Here is a 13950-nt window from a genome sequence, read left to right as displayed (position 1 = left end):
TCTTGTAATGGAGGTAGGCATTTGCTACAATAAATGGGAGAAAATATTTTATACTAATGGAGGATGTATTATAATGAGTGAAGAAAATTTCAACACTGAAAATGGAACGAATGAGCAGACATATAGCCAGCCACAGCAGGCGTATAGCCAGCCGCAGCAGACATATAGCCAGCCACAGCAGACATATAGCCAGCCACAGCAGGCATATGAACAGCCACAGCAGAATTATGACCAGCAGGCTTATAACCAGAATCAGCAGTATGCACAGCAGAACTATGGTTATGACCAGTCCCAGCAGGGATATGGAACTTATCAGCAGCCACAGCAGCAGGCATATGGAAGCTTCGACCAGACACAGTATGGTTACAACCAGCCGGCTTCATCCGGAAAAGGAATGGCAATTGCATCCATGGTACTGGGAATTATATCCATCCCGGCAATCTGTTTCTGGATTGTAGGACTTCCTTGTGCAATTGTAGGATTAATCCTTGGTATTCTTTATAATAAGAAAAACGAGCATTCACCAATGGCAACAGCAGGTATTGTCTGCAGTATTATTACCATTGCACTTCTGGTGCTGGTACTTATCCTGTGCATCGTTGGTGCAGTATCATTAAGTTCTTTGGAATATAGCTACTATTATTAAAAAGGAATTGGTGAAGCAGAATGTATCCAGATAACAGGAATCCATATTCGTTGAATCAAAATCAGAATCCGCAGTATGGGAATCCATACCCGTTGAATCAAAATCAGAATCCGCAGTATGGGAATCCATACCCGCCGAATCAGAACCAGAATCCGCAGTATGGGAATCCGTACCCGCCGAATTACAATCAGCGTCCGGCAGATAACCGGAAAGAGGAGCCGGGAAAAGGTTTCGCAGTTGCATCCATGGTGTTGGGGCTGATTTCACTGGTATTATTTTGCACCGGAATCAATATTATAACTGCAATTCTGGCAATTGTTTTTGGAATTATACATCTGGTGAAACAAAAACAGAACCCTGGAATGGCAGTTGCAGGTATTGTAACAGCTGTAGTTGGTATACTTGCATTTGTAACGTACTGGCTTTTGATTATTCATGCAGCAGGCAGAACCAGTGGGCCGGATGAATTCCTAAGACGTTATGAATATCAGTTTGATGGTGAAATGAAAGCACCGGATGACTATCAGGATTTAGAGGATTATCTGCAGCATAATTTTGAAAATTTTTAAGAAGAACATAAGAAGCATTGAATGGAGAATCAAATCTGTTCAGTGCTTTTTGCTTCATTTACCTGGAAATACCGGAAAGTAAAAGGAAAGCACTAACCGTTGAAAAAAATAGTGCTTGACGCACAGATACACAAGTGTAATAATACAATAGTACAATCAAGACAATAACTGAAAGGAGAAGTTATGGAGGAGATTATGAAGGTAAAGGGTCTCAATAAGACCTTTACATTATCCCAGAAACAACAAAAGATTGAGAAAACCAATGAGAAGAAGCGAATTGCAGTGCATGATTTATCATTTACTTCTTATCGGGGAGAGGTGTTTGGACTGCTTGGACCAAACGGAGCCGGAAAGACAACCACACTTCGTATGCTGGCAACACTGATTAAACCGGATTCCGGAGATGCTGTTTTAGATGGCAGCAGTATTGTTAATGCACCGGAAGAAGTACGTGGCAAGATTGGCTTTCTGACCAGTGAACTGAAATTAGAGGGCTTTTTTACACCAAATTATTTATATAATTTCTTTTCGGATTTATACGGAGTAGAGCCGGCTGTCCGGGATGAAAGAAAGAAGAGACTTTTTGACCGCTTCGGCATCACACAGTTTGCAGAAGTGAAAGTAAAGGATATGTCTACCGGTATGAAACAGAAGGTTTCTTTGGTTATTTCCTTAGTCCATGACCCGGAAATCATTATCTTTGATGAACCGACCAACGGACTTGATGTTCTGACAGCCAAAGTAGTAACGGATTTCCTGTTAGAGCTTAAGAAAGAAGGAAAGAGCATCATCGTTTCTACCCACATTTTCAGCCTGATTGAGAAAATCTGTGACAGAGTCGGAATTATCATCAAGGGAGAAATGATTATCTGCGATACATTAGAGGCAGTGAAAAATGGCAAATCATTAGAAGACAGATTCTTTGAAATCTATGAAGAAACGGTAGGTGAAGCAGAATGAGAAACAATCTTATAACAATTATAAAGAAAGAACTTGCCCGCTTCTTCGGGGATAAGAGAATGGTATTTACTACGATTTTGATGCCGGGCTTAATGATTTATATCATGTACAGCTTCATGGGCAGCGGACTGACCTCCAGATTTGAAGCAGATGAGGATTATACCTATCGTATTTATGCAGAAAATATGCCATCCACGGTTGCAGCCATGATAAAAGGCAGTGACATCAATGTGGAATATTTAGACCGGGATGGTGTCAGCGAAGAGGATATGAAACAGGCGGTAACCGATAAAGATGCGGAAATGCTGATGGTATTTCCGGAAAATTTTGAATCAGATGTACTGGCATATGACAGCATGACTGCTACCACACCGGCTCCGCAGGTAGCCTTATATTATAATTCCGCAGATACCGAATCCACGGCATGTTATCAGATTATGGCTTCTGTATTAGATGGATATGAAGCTTCTATGGCAAATAAGTTCGATGTCAACAGCGGTGACGAAGAATATGACCTTGCCAGCAAGGAAGACAGCACCGGACAGATTTTCTCCATGATGCTTCCAATGCTGCTTATGATATTCCTTTTCTCAGGATGTATGGCAATTGCACCGGAATCCATAGCAGGGGAAAAGGAGAGAGGAACCATTGCTACTTTATTGGTAACACCGATGAAACGTGGGCAGCTTGCCATGGGAAAAATCATCAGCCTTGGTATTATCGGACTTTTAAGTGGAATTTCCAGTTTTGTGGGTACCATGTTATCCCTTCCAAAATTAATGGGAACAGAATCCAATGCAATGGATGCCAGCGTATACAGCGTCACCGATTATATCCTTTTATTGCTGGTGATTCTTACCACAGTATTGGTACTGGTTGGAGCATTAGCTGTAATTTCAGCATTTGCAAAGACGGTAAAGGAAGCCGGTTCTATGATTATGCCGCTGATGGTTGTGGTAATGGTAATTTCCGTTACATCCATGCTTGGAAGCGGAGCACCGAAGGAATTTTACTGGTATCTGATTCCTTTCTATAACAGTGTGCAGGGCATGACCGGAATTTTTGATTTCTCCTACAGCGGAATCAATATTGTGGCATGTCTTGTCAGCAACCTTATTTATACCGGTATTTTATCAGTGGTACTGGCGAAAATGTTTGGCAGTGAGAAAATTATGTATTCCTAGAAAAAAATACTAGACAAATAGCTTTTATAGGACTAAAATAATGAAAAAACATAGAACAATAGAAAGCTATAACACCAGGTTATAACATCTATTTGCGACAAATGAATGGAGGATGTTATTATGGAAAAGAAGGACTTAGACTGGTCTAATCTTGGATTCGGTTATGTAAAGACCGATAAGAGATATGTATCAAATTTCAAAAACGGAGCATGGGATGAGGGAGCTTTAACCGATGATGCAGATATTGTATTGAATGAATGCGCGGGTGTATTCCAGTATGCACAGACCGTATTTGAAGGATTGAAAGCATATACAACAGAGGATGGACATATCGTTACTTTCCGACCTGACTTAAATGCAAGCCGTCTTGCAGATTCAGCACGCAGACTGGAAATGCCGGTATTCCCGGAAGAGCGTTTTGTAGATGCAGTACAGAAGGTAGTAGAAGCAAATGCAGCATATGTTCCACCATATGGTTCCGGTGCAACACTTTACATCAGACCATACATGATGGGAACAAATCCTGTAATCGGTGTAAAACCAGCGGATGAATATCAGTTCCGTATGTTCTGTACACCGGTAGGACCATATTTCAAGGGTGGCGCAAAGCCAATTACCATCCGTGTCAGTGACTATGACCGTGCAGCACCTTGCGGAACCGGTAATATCAAAGCTGGTCTGAATTACGCAATGAGTCTTCATGCAATCGTAACTGCACATGCAGACGGATTTGATGAGAATATGTACTTAGACCCTAAGACAAGAACTAAGGTAGAAGAGACAGGTGGAGCAAACTTCATCTTCGTTACCAAGGATAATAAACTGGTTACACCGAAGTCAGATTCTATTCTGCCATCCATTACACGTCGTTCACTGGTATATGTTGCAGAACATTATCTTGGAATGAAAGTAGAACACAGAGAAGTATACTTCGATGAAGTAAAAGACTTCGCAGAGGCAGGACTTTGCGGAACAGCAGCAGTTATTTCTCCAATCGGAAAGATTGTTGACCACGGCAAAGAAATCTTAATTCCAAGTGGAATGGAAGAAATGGGACCTGTAACAAAGAAACTTTATGATACTCTGACCGGAATCCAGATGGGACGTATTGAAGCTCCGGAAGGATGGATTAAGAGAATCCTGTAAGAGACATATTGTAAATGAAATATAAGAAACACTCATTGCGGGTTTCCTACATAAACGAGAGGCGGTATCCGGAAGGATGCCGCCTCGTTTTGTGTTGTTCAGTATTTGTAAGAAGCTGCCAGAAATCTGTAAGAAGCTCTCGGTAGTAGCATCTTTAGATATAGAAAATTTGAAAATAGGAATTGACATTTAAAAATACAGGTTCTATACTTATTAAGAATATAAAAAGACGATGACGAAGAGAGTAGTTTTCCATGGAAAGTCAAAGAGAGCCGGGGCAGGTGGAAACCGGCATGAGTAAATGGAAAATGAAAATCACTTCCAAGTTGCAGTTCGAACAGGCAAAGTTGCGTTAGTAGAAACTGACGGATTTCCCCCGTTATGGGAACGTATATGCGAAGCAGAAAGCTTCAAGTATGTTGTAACAAGGTGGTTAGAAACGACAGGCGCGCGTCCTTATTACAGGACGGCGCCTTTTTTACTTTACAGGAAATTGCTTTCCAGTAAAGTAAAAAACGCTCCGCGAGGATGCACACTGCGGTGTATAAGGTAGATGTCGCAAGCGATCGCCGCAGGCGCGAGAATGTGCCAAGGCACATTCTTTTTTACGCGGCTAGCGAGAAACTGAAAATTTTAAAGGAGGACTAACATGTACGAAAAAGTTTCCCCAAATCTGAATTTTGTGGACAGAGAAAAACAGACCGTAAAATTCTGGAAAGAAAATGACATTTTTAAGAAAAGTATGGAGAACCGGAAAGAAGGCGAGACCTATACTTTCTATGATGGACCGCCAACTGCAAATGGTAAGCCACATATCGGTCATGTATTAACCCGTGTTATCAAGGATATGATTCCAAGATACCAGACCATGAAGGGCAAATATGTCCCACGTAAAGCCGGATGGGATACCCATGGACTTCCGGTAGAGCTGGAAGTAGAAAAGCTTTTAGGATTAAACGGAAAAGAGCAGATTGAAGAATATGGTATGGAGCCATTCATCAAGAAATGTAAAGAATCCGTATGGAAATACAAAGGAATGTGGGAAGATTTTTCAGGAACCGTTGGATTCTGGGCTGATATGGATAACCCATATGTAACCTATGATGATAATTTCATTGAATCTGAGTGGTGGGCTCTTAAGAAAATCTGGGATAAGAAGCTGTTATACAAAGGTTTCAAGATTGTTCCTTACTGCCCGAGATGTGGAACTCCGCTTTCTTCCCAGGAAGTAGCACAGGGATATAAGACGGTAAAAGAACGTTCCGCAATCGTAAGATTCAAAGTAATCGGAGAAGATGCATATTTCCTGGCATGGACCACAACTCCATGGACACTTCCATCTAACGTTGCACTTTGTGTAAACCCGGACGAGACTTACTGTAAAGTAAAAGCTGCTGACGGATATACTTATTATATGGCAGAAGCACTGTTAGATAAGGTACTTGGCAAATTTGCGGATGAAGAAAATGGCGTAAAAGCATATGAAGTATTGGATACTTTCCCAGGAAAGTCATTAGAGTACAAGGAATATGAGCCATTATTTGACTGCGCAAAGGAAATCTGTGAGAAACAGCATAAGAAAGGCTACTATGTAACCTGTGATACTTATGTAACCATGACAGATGGTACCGGTATCGTTCACATCGCACCTGCATTTGGTGAAGACGATGCCCAGGTTGGCCGTAGATATGACCTTCCATTTGTCCAGTTAGTAGACGGAAAAGGAGAACTTACCAAAGAAACTCCATATGCCGGTGTATTTGTAAAGAAAGCAGACCCAATGGTATTAAAAGACCTGGAAGAAAAAGGACTGCTCTTTGATGCACCAAAATTTGAACATGAATATCCACACTGCTGGCGTTGTGATACTCCGCTGATTTACTATGCAAGAGAATCCTGGTTCATTAAGATGACCGCTGTAAAAGAGGATTTGATCCGCAATAACAATACCGTAAACTGGATTCCGGAATCTATCGGAAAAGGACGTTTCGGTGACTGGCTTGAAAATATTCAGGACTGGGGTATTTCCCGTAACCGTTACTGGGGAACTCCGCTTCCTGTATGGGAGTGTTCCTGTGGACATCAGGAGTGTATCGGAAGCCGTGCAGAATTAGCAGAGCGCAGTGGTAACCCGGATGATGCCAAAGTAGAATTACATCGTCCATACATTGATGCAGTAACCTTCAAGTGCCCGGATTGTGGCGGCGAAATGCATCGTGTACCGGAAGTAATTGACTGCTGGTTTGACTCAGGAGCAATGCCATTTGCACAGCATCATTATCCATTTGAAAATGAAGACCTCTTTAAACAGCAGTTCCCTGCACAGTTTATTTCCGAGGCAGTAGACCAGACCCGTGGATGGTTCTATTCCCTGATGGCAGAGTCTACCTTATTATTTAATAAAGCACCATATGAAAATGTTATCGTATTGGGACATGTACAGGATGAAAATGGACAGAAGATGAGTAAGTCCAAAGGAAATGCCGTTGACCCGTTTGATGCATTAGAGACTTACGGAGCAGATGCAATCCGCTGGTATTTCTACATCAATTCTGCACCATGGCTGCCAAACCGTTTCCATGGAAAGGCAGTACAGGAAGGACAGCGTAAATTCCTTGGAACACTTTGGAATACTTATGCATTCTTCGTGTTGTATGCAAATATTGATGAATTTGATGCAACCAAATATACACTGGATTATGAGAAACTTTCCGTTATGGATAAATGGCTTCTCTCCAAACTCAATACACTGATTAAGACTGTAGATAATAATCTGGGTAATTATCGTATTCCGGAAGCTGCAAGAGCACTGGATGAATTTGTAGATGAGATGAGTAACTGGTATGTAAGACGTTGTCGTGAGCGTTTCTGGGCAAAGGGCATGGAGCAGGATAAAATCAATGCATATATGACTCTTTATACTGCACTGGTAACTGTATGCAAGGTAGCAGCGCCGATGATTCCTTTCATGACAGAAGAAATTTACCAGAACCTGGTATGCAGCATCGACAAGAGTGCGCCGGAAAGCATCCATCTTTGCGACTATCCGGTGGCAAACGAGAGCTGGATAGACAGTGAATTAGAGAAAAATATGGACGAAGTATTGAAAATCGTTGTTATGGGCCGTGCCTGCAGAAATACTGCAAATATCAAGAACCGTCAGCCGATTGGAAATATGTTTGTAAAAGCACCATTTGAATTATCCGAATACTTTACAGAGATTATCGAAGATGAGCTGAATGTAAAGAAAGTGACATTTACAGAGGATGTCAGTGCATATACTAGCTATACCTTCAAACCACAGCTTCGTACCGTTGGACCGAAATTCGGTAAATATTTAGGTCAGATTCAGAAAGCACTTGCAGAATTAGACGGCAACAAGGCAATGGCTGAGCTTAAGAGCACAGGTGCACTGAAACTTGACAGTATAAGCGACGAAGTTGTATTATATGAAGAGGATTTACTTATCACCATGACACAGCAGGAAGGTTACATGACAGAAGGTGATAATGAAGTGACCGTAGTTCTTGATACGAACCTTACTCCGGAACTTTTAGAGGAAGGAATGGTAAGAGAATTAATCAGCAAAATCCAGACAATGCGTAAGGAAGCAGGATTTGAAGTAATGGATAAAATTACTGTTTCTTATAAGGCAGATCAGAAAGTAAAAGACATCTTCGCAAAATATGGAGATGAAATTGCAAAAGAAGTTCTGGCTGAGAGTGTTGTGGCTGATACGGTGAGCGGATATCAGAAAGAATGGAACATTAATGGTGAAACGGTTGTGCTTGGCGTGGAAAAGAAATAAGCAGAATAAAGATAAGGGAGCGGAGCCGACAGTGGCTTGCTCCCTTTTTGCACAAAAAACACCGGAATCGAAACAAAAGGAGAACATTATGAAAAGCAAAATGTTTGAAAAGGAAACCTTCAAAAAAGAGGTAGTTGAGAACGTAAAATACCTCTATCGTAAGACAATGGATGAAGCAAGCGAGCAGGAAATTTTCCAGGCAGTATCCTACGTTGTAAAAGATGTAATCATTGACCAGTGGCTTGCAACCCAGCAGGAATTTGATAAAGCAGATCCAAAGATTGTATACTATATGTCCATGGAGTTCTTAATGGGCCGTGCATTAGGCAATAACCTGATTAACTTAACGGTATACAATGAAGTGAAAGAAGCTTTAGAGGAAATGGGAATCAACTTAAATGCCATAGAGGATCAGGAGCCAGACCCGGCGCTTGGAAATGGTGGACTGGGAAGACTTGCTGCCTGCTTTATGGAATCTTTGGCAACTCTGGGATATCCGGCATATGGTTGTGGAATCCGTTACCATTATGGAATGTTCCGTCAGAAAATAGAAAATGGTTATCAGGTAGAAGAACCGGATAACTGGTTACAGAATGGATATCCATTTGAATTAAAACGTCCGGAATACAATTTCGAAGTAAAATTTGGCGGATATGTACGTGCAGAGGCACAGCCAGATGGAAGAACCAGATTCGTACAGGAAGGCTATCAGTCCGTAAAAGCAATTCCTTATGATATGCCAATCGTAGGTTATAACAATAATGTAGTAAATACATTGATGATCTGGGATGCAGAGCCAATGGAATGCTTCGAACTGGATTCCTTTGATAAAGGTGATTATCATCGTGCAATCGAACAGCAGAACCTTGCAAAGAACTTAGTAGAAGTTCTCTATCCGAATGATAACCATATCGCAGGAAAAGAGCTTCGTTTAAAACAGCAGTACTTCTTTGTATCTGCCAGCTTACAGCGTGCTATTGCAAGATTTAAGAAGAATCATCCAGATATCCATATGCTTCCTGAAAAAGCAGTATTCCAGATGAATGATACCCATCCAACCGTAGCAGTTGCAGAGTTAATGCGTATCTTACTGGATGAAGAAGGTTTAGAGTGGGATGATGCATGGAATATTACAACAAAATGTTGTGCATATACCAACCATACCATCATGGCAGAAGCATTAGAGAAATGGCCAATCGAGATTTTCTCAAGACTGCTTCCTAGAATTTACCAGATTGTAGAAGAAATCAACCGTCGTTTTGTACTGGAAATCCAGCAGAAATATCCTGGAGACAACCACAAGGTTGAGAAGATGGCAATTGTATATGATGGTCAGGTAAAAATGGCTCATCTGGCAATCTGTGCAGGATATTCTGTAAATGGTGTAGCAGCACTTCATACAGAAATCCTTAAGAAACAGGAATTAAAAGATTTCTACGAGATGTTCCCGGAGAAATTTAATAATAAGACCAATGGTATTACACAGCGTCGTTTCTTAATGCATGGTGATCCATTACTTGCAGACTGGGTAACCAAATATGTTGGAAAAGACTGGATTACAGACCTTTCCCGCATCAAGAGATTAGAGTTCTATGCAGATGATGAAAAGGTTCAGCAGGAATTCTTAAATATCAAATACCAGAATAAGCTGCGTCTTGCATCTTATATCGAAGAACACAACGGAATTGAAGTAAATCCTCGTTCTATCTTTGATGTACAGGTAAAACGTCTGCATGAGTACAAACGCCAGCTCTTAAATATTCTTCATGTAATGTATCTTTACAATGAATTAAAAGAGCATCCGGATATGGAATTCATTCCAAGAACTTTCATTTTCGGAGCAAAAGCAGCAGCAGGCTACCGCAATGCAAAACTTACCATCAAATTAATCAACTCTGTTGCAGATGTCATCAACAATGATAAGTCTATCAACGGAAAGATTAAGGTTGTATTTATCGAAGACTACAAGGTATCCAATGCAGAGATTATTTTTGCAGCAGCAGATGTCAGCGAGCAGATTTCTACTGCAAGTAAGGAAGCTTCCGGAACCGGTAATATGAAGTTCATGCTGAATGGAGCGCTTACTATCGGAACCATGGATGGTGCAAATGTTGAGATGGCAGAAGAAGTCGGCAAAGAAAACATGTTTATCTTCGGTATGAGCTCTGACGAAGTGATTGCTCATGAGCAGAAACGCGATTATGACCCAATGCAGATTTTCAACAATGATCAGGATGTCCGTAAAGTTCTGATGCAGTTAATCAACGGATTTTATTCACCAAATGATCCGGAATTGTTCCGTGACCTTTACAACTCACTGCTGAATACACAGTGCACACAGTACGCAGATACTTACTTTATTCTGGCAGACTTCCGTTCTTATGTGGAAGCACAGAAGAAGATTAATGCTGCATATGCAGATGAAAAAGAATGGGCTAGAAAAGCAATCTTAAATATTGCAGCTTCCGGCAAATTCTCATCTGACCGTACGATTCAGGAATATGTGGATGATATCTGGCACCTGAACAAAATCACTGTTACAGTAGATGAAAAAGCAGAATAAAATTAAGAAATAAGAGCATAAGCATAAAAACAGAAAGAGGCAGCAGCCCGGCAGGGCGGCTGTCTTTTTCTGTTCAAGCAAATCAATTCTGCTCTTCCACAAGACTGCTGTAGATTATGTTTTCGGGTTATGTCTGCCGGAAAAAATTTACTTGTATTCAAAGAACTTATTTGTTACAATCAACACAAAGCATATATTCTGATTTTCGAATGGTGAAAGCCAGTCTAAATTTCTAGTATCAATTCAATGAATTCTATGCTTTTAAATTCTAATAACAATTAATAAACGCATAGTGCATTGAAGAGGCGGAAGTTTAGGAAAATATGAGATATATGCAATCCTGCTTTTCACTGCATTATGGGAAAAGGAGGAAAAATGAGAACTTTAGAAGAACTGAATCTGGTGGATGACTTTTTAGTAAACAGCTTAACCAGTCACAAAATTTATGGGGAACAGTCAGCGAGGTATATTTTGGAATGCATTCTGCATCGACAGATAGGAAAGCTTACGGTAGTGCCGCAGCGTTTCTTTTGCGGAGAGAATACAGAAACCCACGGAATCCGGCTGGATGTATATCTGGATGAAGAGAATGGTGAAATCTTTGATATAGAACCGGACCAGAATGATGGGAAGAACGAGATGGCAGCATTACCAAGAAGAGTCCGGTTTTATCATGCAAAAATTGATGCCGGAAATTTACCATCGGGCGAAACCTATGGAAGTCTTCGGAATGTTGTTGTTATTTTCATTACAACCTATGATCCCTTTGGACTGAATCGTATGGTGTATACAATCAAGAATTGTTGCATCGAGGTGCCGGAGTTAAAGTATGAAGATGGGGCGCAGACCATATTTTTGTATACAAGAGGAAGTGAAGGAAATCCACCGGATGAATTAAAACAGCTACTGCATTACATGGAGCATTCATCCGTAGAGAATGCTTCCACCGAGAAACTGAAAAAGTTACACCGGATGGTAACTGCAGTCAAGCGGGATGGAGAGGTAGGTCTTGCATATATGAAGAGCTTTGAGAGAGAAGAAAGAATTCGGAAACAGGGCGAAGAGGAAGGCAGAAAAGAAGGAAAAAAAGAAGGTCTGGAAGAGGGCGAAATAGTAGGAAAAACGAAGGAAGTTATAAAACTTGGACGCAGATTCGGAAAGTCAGAGAAGGAAATTATTTTATTGCTGCAAGAGGAACTGCATATAGATAAAGATAAGGCAACGTATTTCCTGAAAAAGTATGATAAGTAAGACGATTAGAAAGAATGTGAGAATTACAGCATGAGCAACAAATTGGCGAAGCATCAGAAACAAAAAGAACGATTAACCGGAAAGCAGAAGAAAGTTCTGTTCTGGAGTTGTTTTGCTGCTTTAAGCATAGCTTTTCTGGCGGTCTGGTTAAACGTATTTTTGACGTCGAAGGCACTTCACAGACAAATGGAAGAGATGGTATTAGGAGAAGATTATGATAGAGAAGATGTTGTGATAACGGATAAAAAGAGTGAAGATGCTACGGCGGATAATGCCATATCTCAAAATTATTTCTTCTATTATCATGGTGGCAAAACGAATGAATATAATAAGCGGATGCAGGTGCCGGAAAGTGTATATGCAGAATATAAAGTGGGAGATACCATAACTGCATATACCACAGATCATATAAAATATTCATATAATAAAGCGGGCATTCTTCCGGATAAAAAATTTAGGAACAATGAATTAATGAAAGTAGCCGGAGTGGTGCTTGGGGCTGCAATAGGTTTCCTGAGTTTGTGGGGCTTATTAAACAGAAAGATAAGTTAAAAACTATGATTTTAGGAGAAATTCAAAATGTTATATATTATGCGGCATGGAAAAACGGAATGGAATGCATTACATAAAATACAGGGAAGAACGGATATCCCATTAAATGAAGAAGGACGCCTGATGGCGGAAAAAGCATGCGAAGAGTATAAGGATTTGCACATAGATGTGTGTTATTGTTCTCCGTTGATAAGGGCTGTTGAGACAGCACAAATTGTGTTAAAAAACCGGAAAATTCCAATAATAAAAGACGAACGGCTGATGGAAATGAGTTTTGGCGATTATGAGGGAATCGAAAACAGCTTTGCTATTCCGGATTGCCCGATTAATATTTTGTTTCAAAAGCCGGGAGAATATCACGAATCGATAGGTGGAGCAGAAACCTGGGAGGAACTCTTTGCAAGAACCGGAGCATTTTTGAAGGAAGTGATAGACCCGCAGCTACAGGAAGGTAAGGATATCCTGATTGTGGGACATGGTGCGATGAATGCAAGCATTATCTGTCAGGTGAAAGGTATGCCGATTGAGGAGTTTTGGAGTGCGGGACTTGAACAGTGTAAAATTTTGGAAGTGTAAATTGGATAGATGTTGAAATATGATAAGTGAATGGAATGGAAAAACGGAATGACATGAGTAAATTGGAGTGGACAATAAAATTAATTATTATAGTGGCTGGTTCAGTCGTTGCGGCATATGGCATTACGCTGGCGCTGTATGCGGGATTTGGTGGTGCCACCCTTGCGGTATTATGGCAGGGAATTTCAAAAACATTTCATGTAAGCATCGGTATGGCATCCATGATAGTAGCCATAGTTATGATTGTATTTGCGTTTTTCTATGACAGGTCACAGATACATATCGGCACGATACTTTATCAGATTGTATATAGCCTTTGTGTAGATTTGTTTGCAAATGCACATGTGTACAGTACGCATATATGGGTAAATGCACTTATCATGTTATTAGGAATTGTGATTTTTGCCATAGGAACCGGATTTTATGCGGCAGCCTCCCTGGGGCGGGGTTCTTATGAGGCACTGACTTTTTCTCTTGCAGAGAAGAACAACTGGCAGGTAAAAATTGTACGAATGGTACTGGATGTCGTGATGGTTGTGACAGGTGTTATGCTGGGCGGAAAATTTGGCATATGCACCATAGTAACAATCCTCATTTCCGGACCGGTCATCCAGTTTACTGCGGCAAAAACGAAAAAGTTAATTTGTGTTGCTTGTGGCAACGACCGTTCTGATATCTAATAGAGGTATCAAAAC

The 13950-nt window shown here is 40.7% G+C and carries 11 protein-coding genes; all 11 read left to right on the top strand.

Going from position 1 to position 13950, the window contains the following annotated elements; genetic code table 11:
• The first annotated feature begins 73 nt into the window (after nucleotides 1-73).
• The 11 genes from DXB43_RS15500 to DXB43_RS10925 all read left to right on the top strand — a co-directional run bounded on the left by DXB43_RS15500 (nucleotide 74) and on the right by DXB43_RS10925 (nucleotide 13935).
• Nucleotides 74-646, top strand: coding sequence for a DUF4190 domain-containing protein (locus tag DXB43_RS15500; RefSeq protein ID WP_243006677.1), 573 nt, complete (start codon nucleotides 74-76; stop codon nucleotides 644-646).
• A gap of 20 nt (nucleotides 647-666) precedes the next feature.
• Entirely contained in the window at nucleotides 667-1215 is a 549-nt protein-coding gene (locus DXB43_RS10970; RefSeq protein WP_117947569.1) for a DUF4190 domain-containing protein, read from the top strand.
• Between the two features lie 183 nt (nucleotides 1216-1398).
• Complete coding sequence (locus DXB43_RS10965) at nucleotides 1399-2175, top strand: ABC transporter ATP-binding protein (protein ID WP_117699085.1); 777 nt, start codon at nucleotides 1399-1401, stop codon at nucleotides 2173-2175.
• On the top strand, nucleotides 2172-3359 hold the full coding sequence (locus DXB43_RS10960) for an ABC transporter permease (protein ID WP_117947568.1): 1188 nt from the start codon (nucleotides 2172-2174) through the stop codon (nucleotides 3357-3359). Before DXB43_RS10965 ends, DXB43_RS10960 begins: the two co-directional genes overlap by 4 nt.
• A 120-nt stretch (nucleotides 3360-3479) precedes the next feature.
• Nucleotides 3480-4505 carry a branched-chain amino acid aminotransferase gene (locus DXB43_RS10955; RefSeq protein ID WP_117841706.1) on the top strand — a complete coding sequence of 342 codons (1026 nt, stop codon included), beginning with the start codon at nucleotides 3480-3482 and terminating at the stop codon, nucleotides 4503-4505.
• A gap of 649 nt (nucleotides 4506-5154) precedes the next feature.
• Entirely contained in the window at nucleotides 5155-8313 is a 3159-nt protein-coding gene (gene ileS, locus DXB43_RS10950; protein ID WP_117947567.1) for an isoleucine--tRNA ligase, read from the top strand.
• An 88-nt stretch (nucleotides 8314-8401) separates the two neighbouring features.
• On the top strand, nucleotides 8402-10876 hold the full coding sequence (locus DXB43_RS10945) for a glycogen/starch/alpha-glucan phosphorylase (protein WP_117947566.1): 2475 nt from the start codon (nucleotides 8402-8404) through the stop codon (nucleotides 10874-10876).
• A gap of 375 nt (nucleotides 10877-11251) precedes the next feature.
• Complete coding sequence (locus DXB43_RS10940) at nucleotides 11252-12127, top strand: Rpn family recombination-promoting nuclease/putative transposase (protein WP_117841708.1); 876 nt, start codon at nucleotides 11252-11254, stop codon at nucleotides 12125-12127.
• 30 nt (nucleotides 12128-12157) lie between these two features.
• Nucleotides 12158-12679: a hypothetical protein gene (locus DXB43_RS10935; RefSeq protein ID WP_117841709.1), complete on the top strand. Its 522-nt coding sequence runs from the start codon at nucleotides 12158-12160 to the stop codon at nucleotides 12677-12679.
• A gap of 27 nt (nucleotides 12680-12706) precedes the next feature.
• Nucleotides 12707-13255 (top strand): histidine phosphatase family protein, encoded by a 549-nt coding sequence (locus tag DXB43_RS10930; protein WP_117841710.1) that lies wholly within the window; start codon nucleotides 12707-12709, stop codon nucleotides 13253-13255.
• Between the two features lie 35 nt (nucleotides 13256-13290).
• Nucleotides 13291-13935, top strand: a complete 645-nt coding sequence (locus DXB43_RS10925) for a YczE/YyaS/YitT family protein (protein WP_330415599.1) — start codon at nucleotides 13291-13293, stop codon at nucleotides 13933-13935.
• The last annotated feature ends 15 nt before the right edge of the window (nucleotides 13936-13950 follow it).

Source organism: Roseburia sp. OM04-10BH, assembly GCF_003462605.1.
Lineage (GTDB): Bacteria > Bacillota > Clostridia > Lachnospirales > Lachnospiraceae > Roseburia_C > Roseburia_C amylophila.
This window is presented reverse-complemented; position numbering and strand designations above follow the sequence as displayed.

What these genes read in the sequence shown, in the direction of transcription:
- DXB43_RS15500 (WP_243006677.1), top strand. Translation starts at nt 74, where the DNA reads ATGAGTGAAGAAAATTTCAACACTGAAAATGGAACGAATGAGCAGACA.
- DXB43_RS10970 (WP_117947569.1), top strand. Translation starts at nt 667, where the DNA reads ATGTATCCAGATAACAGGAATCCATATTCGTTGAATCAAAATCAGAAT.
- DXB43_RS10965 (WP_117699085.1), top strand. Translation starts at nt 1,399, where the DNA reads ATGGAGGAGATTATGAAGGTAAAGGGTCTCAATAAGACCTTTACATTA.
- DXB43_RS10960 (WP_117947568.1), top strand. Translation starts at nt 2,172, where the DNA reads ATGAGAAACAATCTTATAACAATTATAAAGAAAGAACTTGCCCGCTTC.
- DXB43_RS10955 (WP_117841706.1), top strand. Translation starts at nt 3,480, where the DNA reads ATGGAAAAGAAGGACTTAGACTGGTCTAATCTTGGATTCGGTTATGTA.
- ileS (WP_117947567.1), top strand. Translation starts at nt 5,155, where the DNA reads ATGTACGAAAAAGTTTCCCCAAATCTGAATTTTGTGGACAGAGAAAAA.
- DXB43_RS10945 (WP_117947566.1), top strand. Translation starts at nt 8,402, where the DNA reads ATGAAAAGCAAAATGTTTGAAAAGGAAACCTTCAAAAAAGAGGTAGTT.
- DXB43_RS10940 (WP_117841708.1), top strand. Translation starts at nt 11,252, where the DNA reads ATGAGAACTTTAGAAGAACTGAATCTGGTGGATGACTTTTTAGTAAAC.
- DXB43_RS10935 (WP_117841709.1), top strand. Translation starts at nt 12,158, where the DNA reads ATGAGCAACAAATTGGCGAAGCATCAGAAACAAAAAGAACGATTAACC.
- DXB43_RS10930 (WP_117841710.1), top strand. Translation starts at nt 12,707, where the DNA reads ATGTTATATATTATGCGGCATGGAAAAACGGAATGGAATGCATTACAT.
- DXB43_RS10925 (WP_330415599.1), top strand. Translation starts at nt 13,291, where the DNA reads ATGGAAAAACGGAATGACATGAGTAAATTGGAGTGGACAATAAAATTA.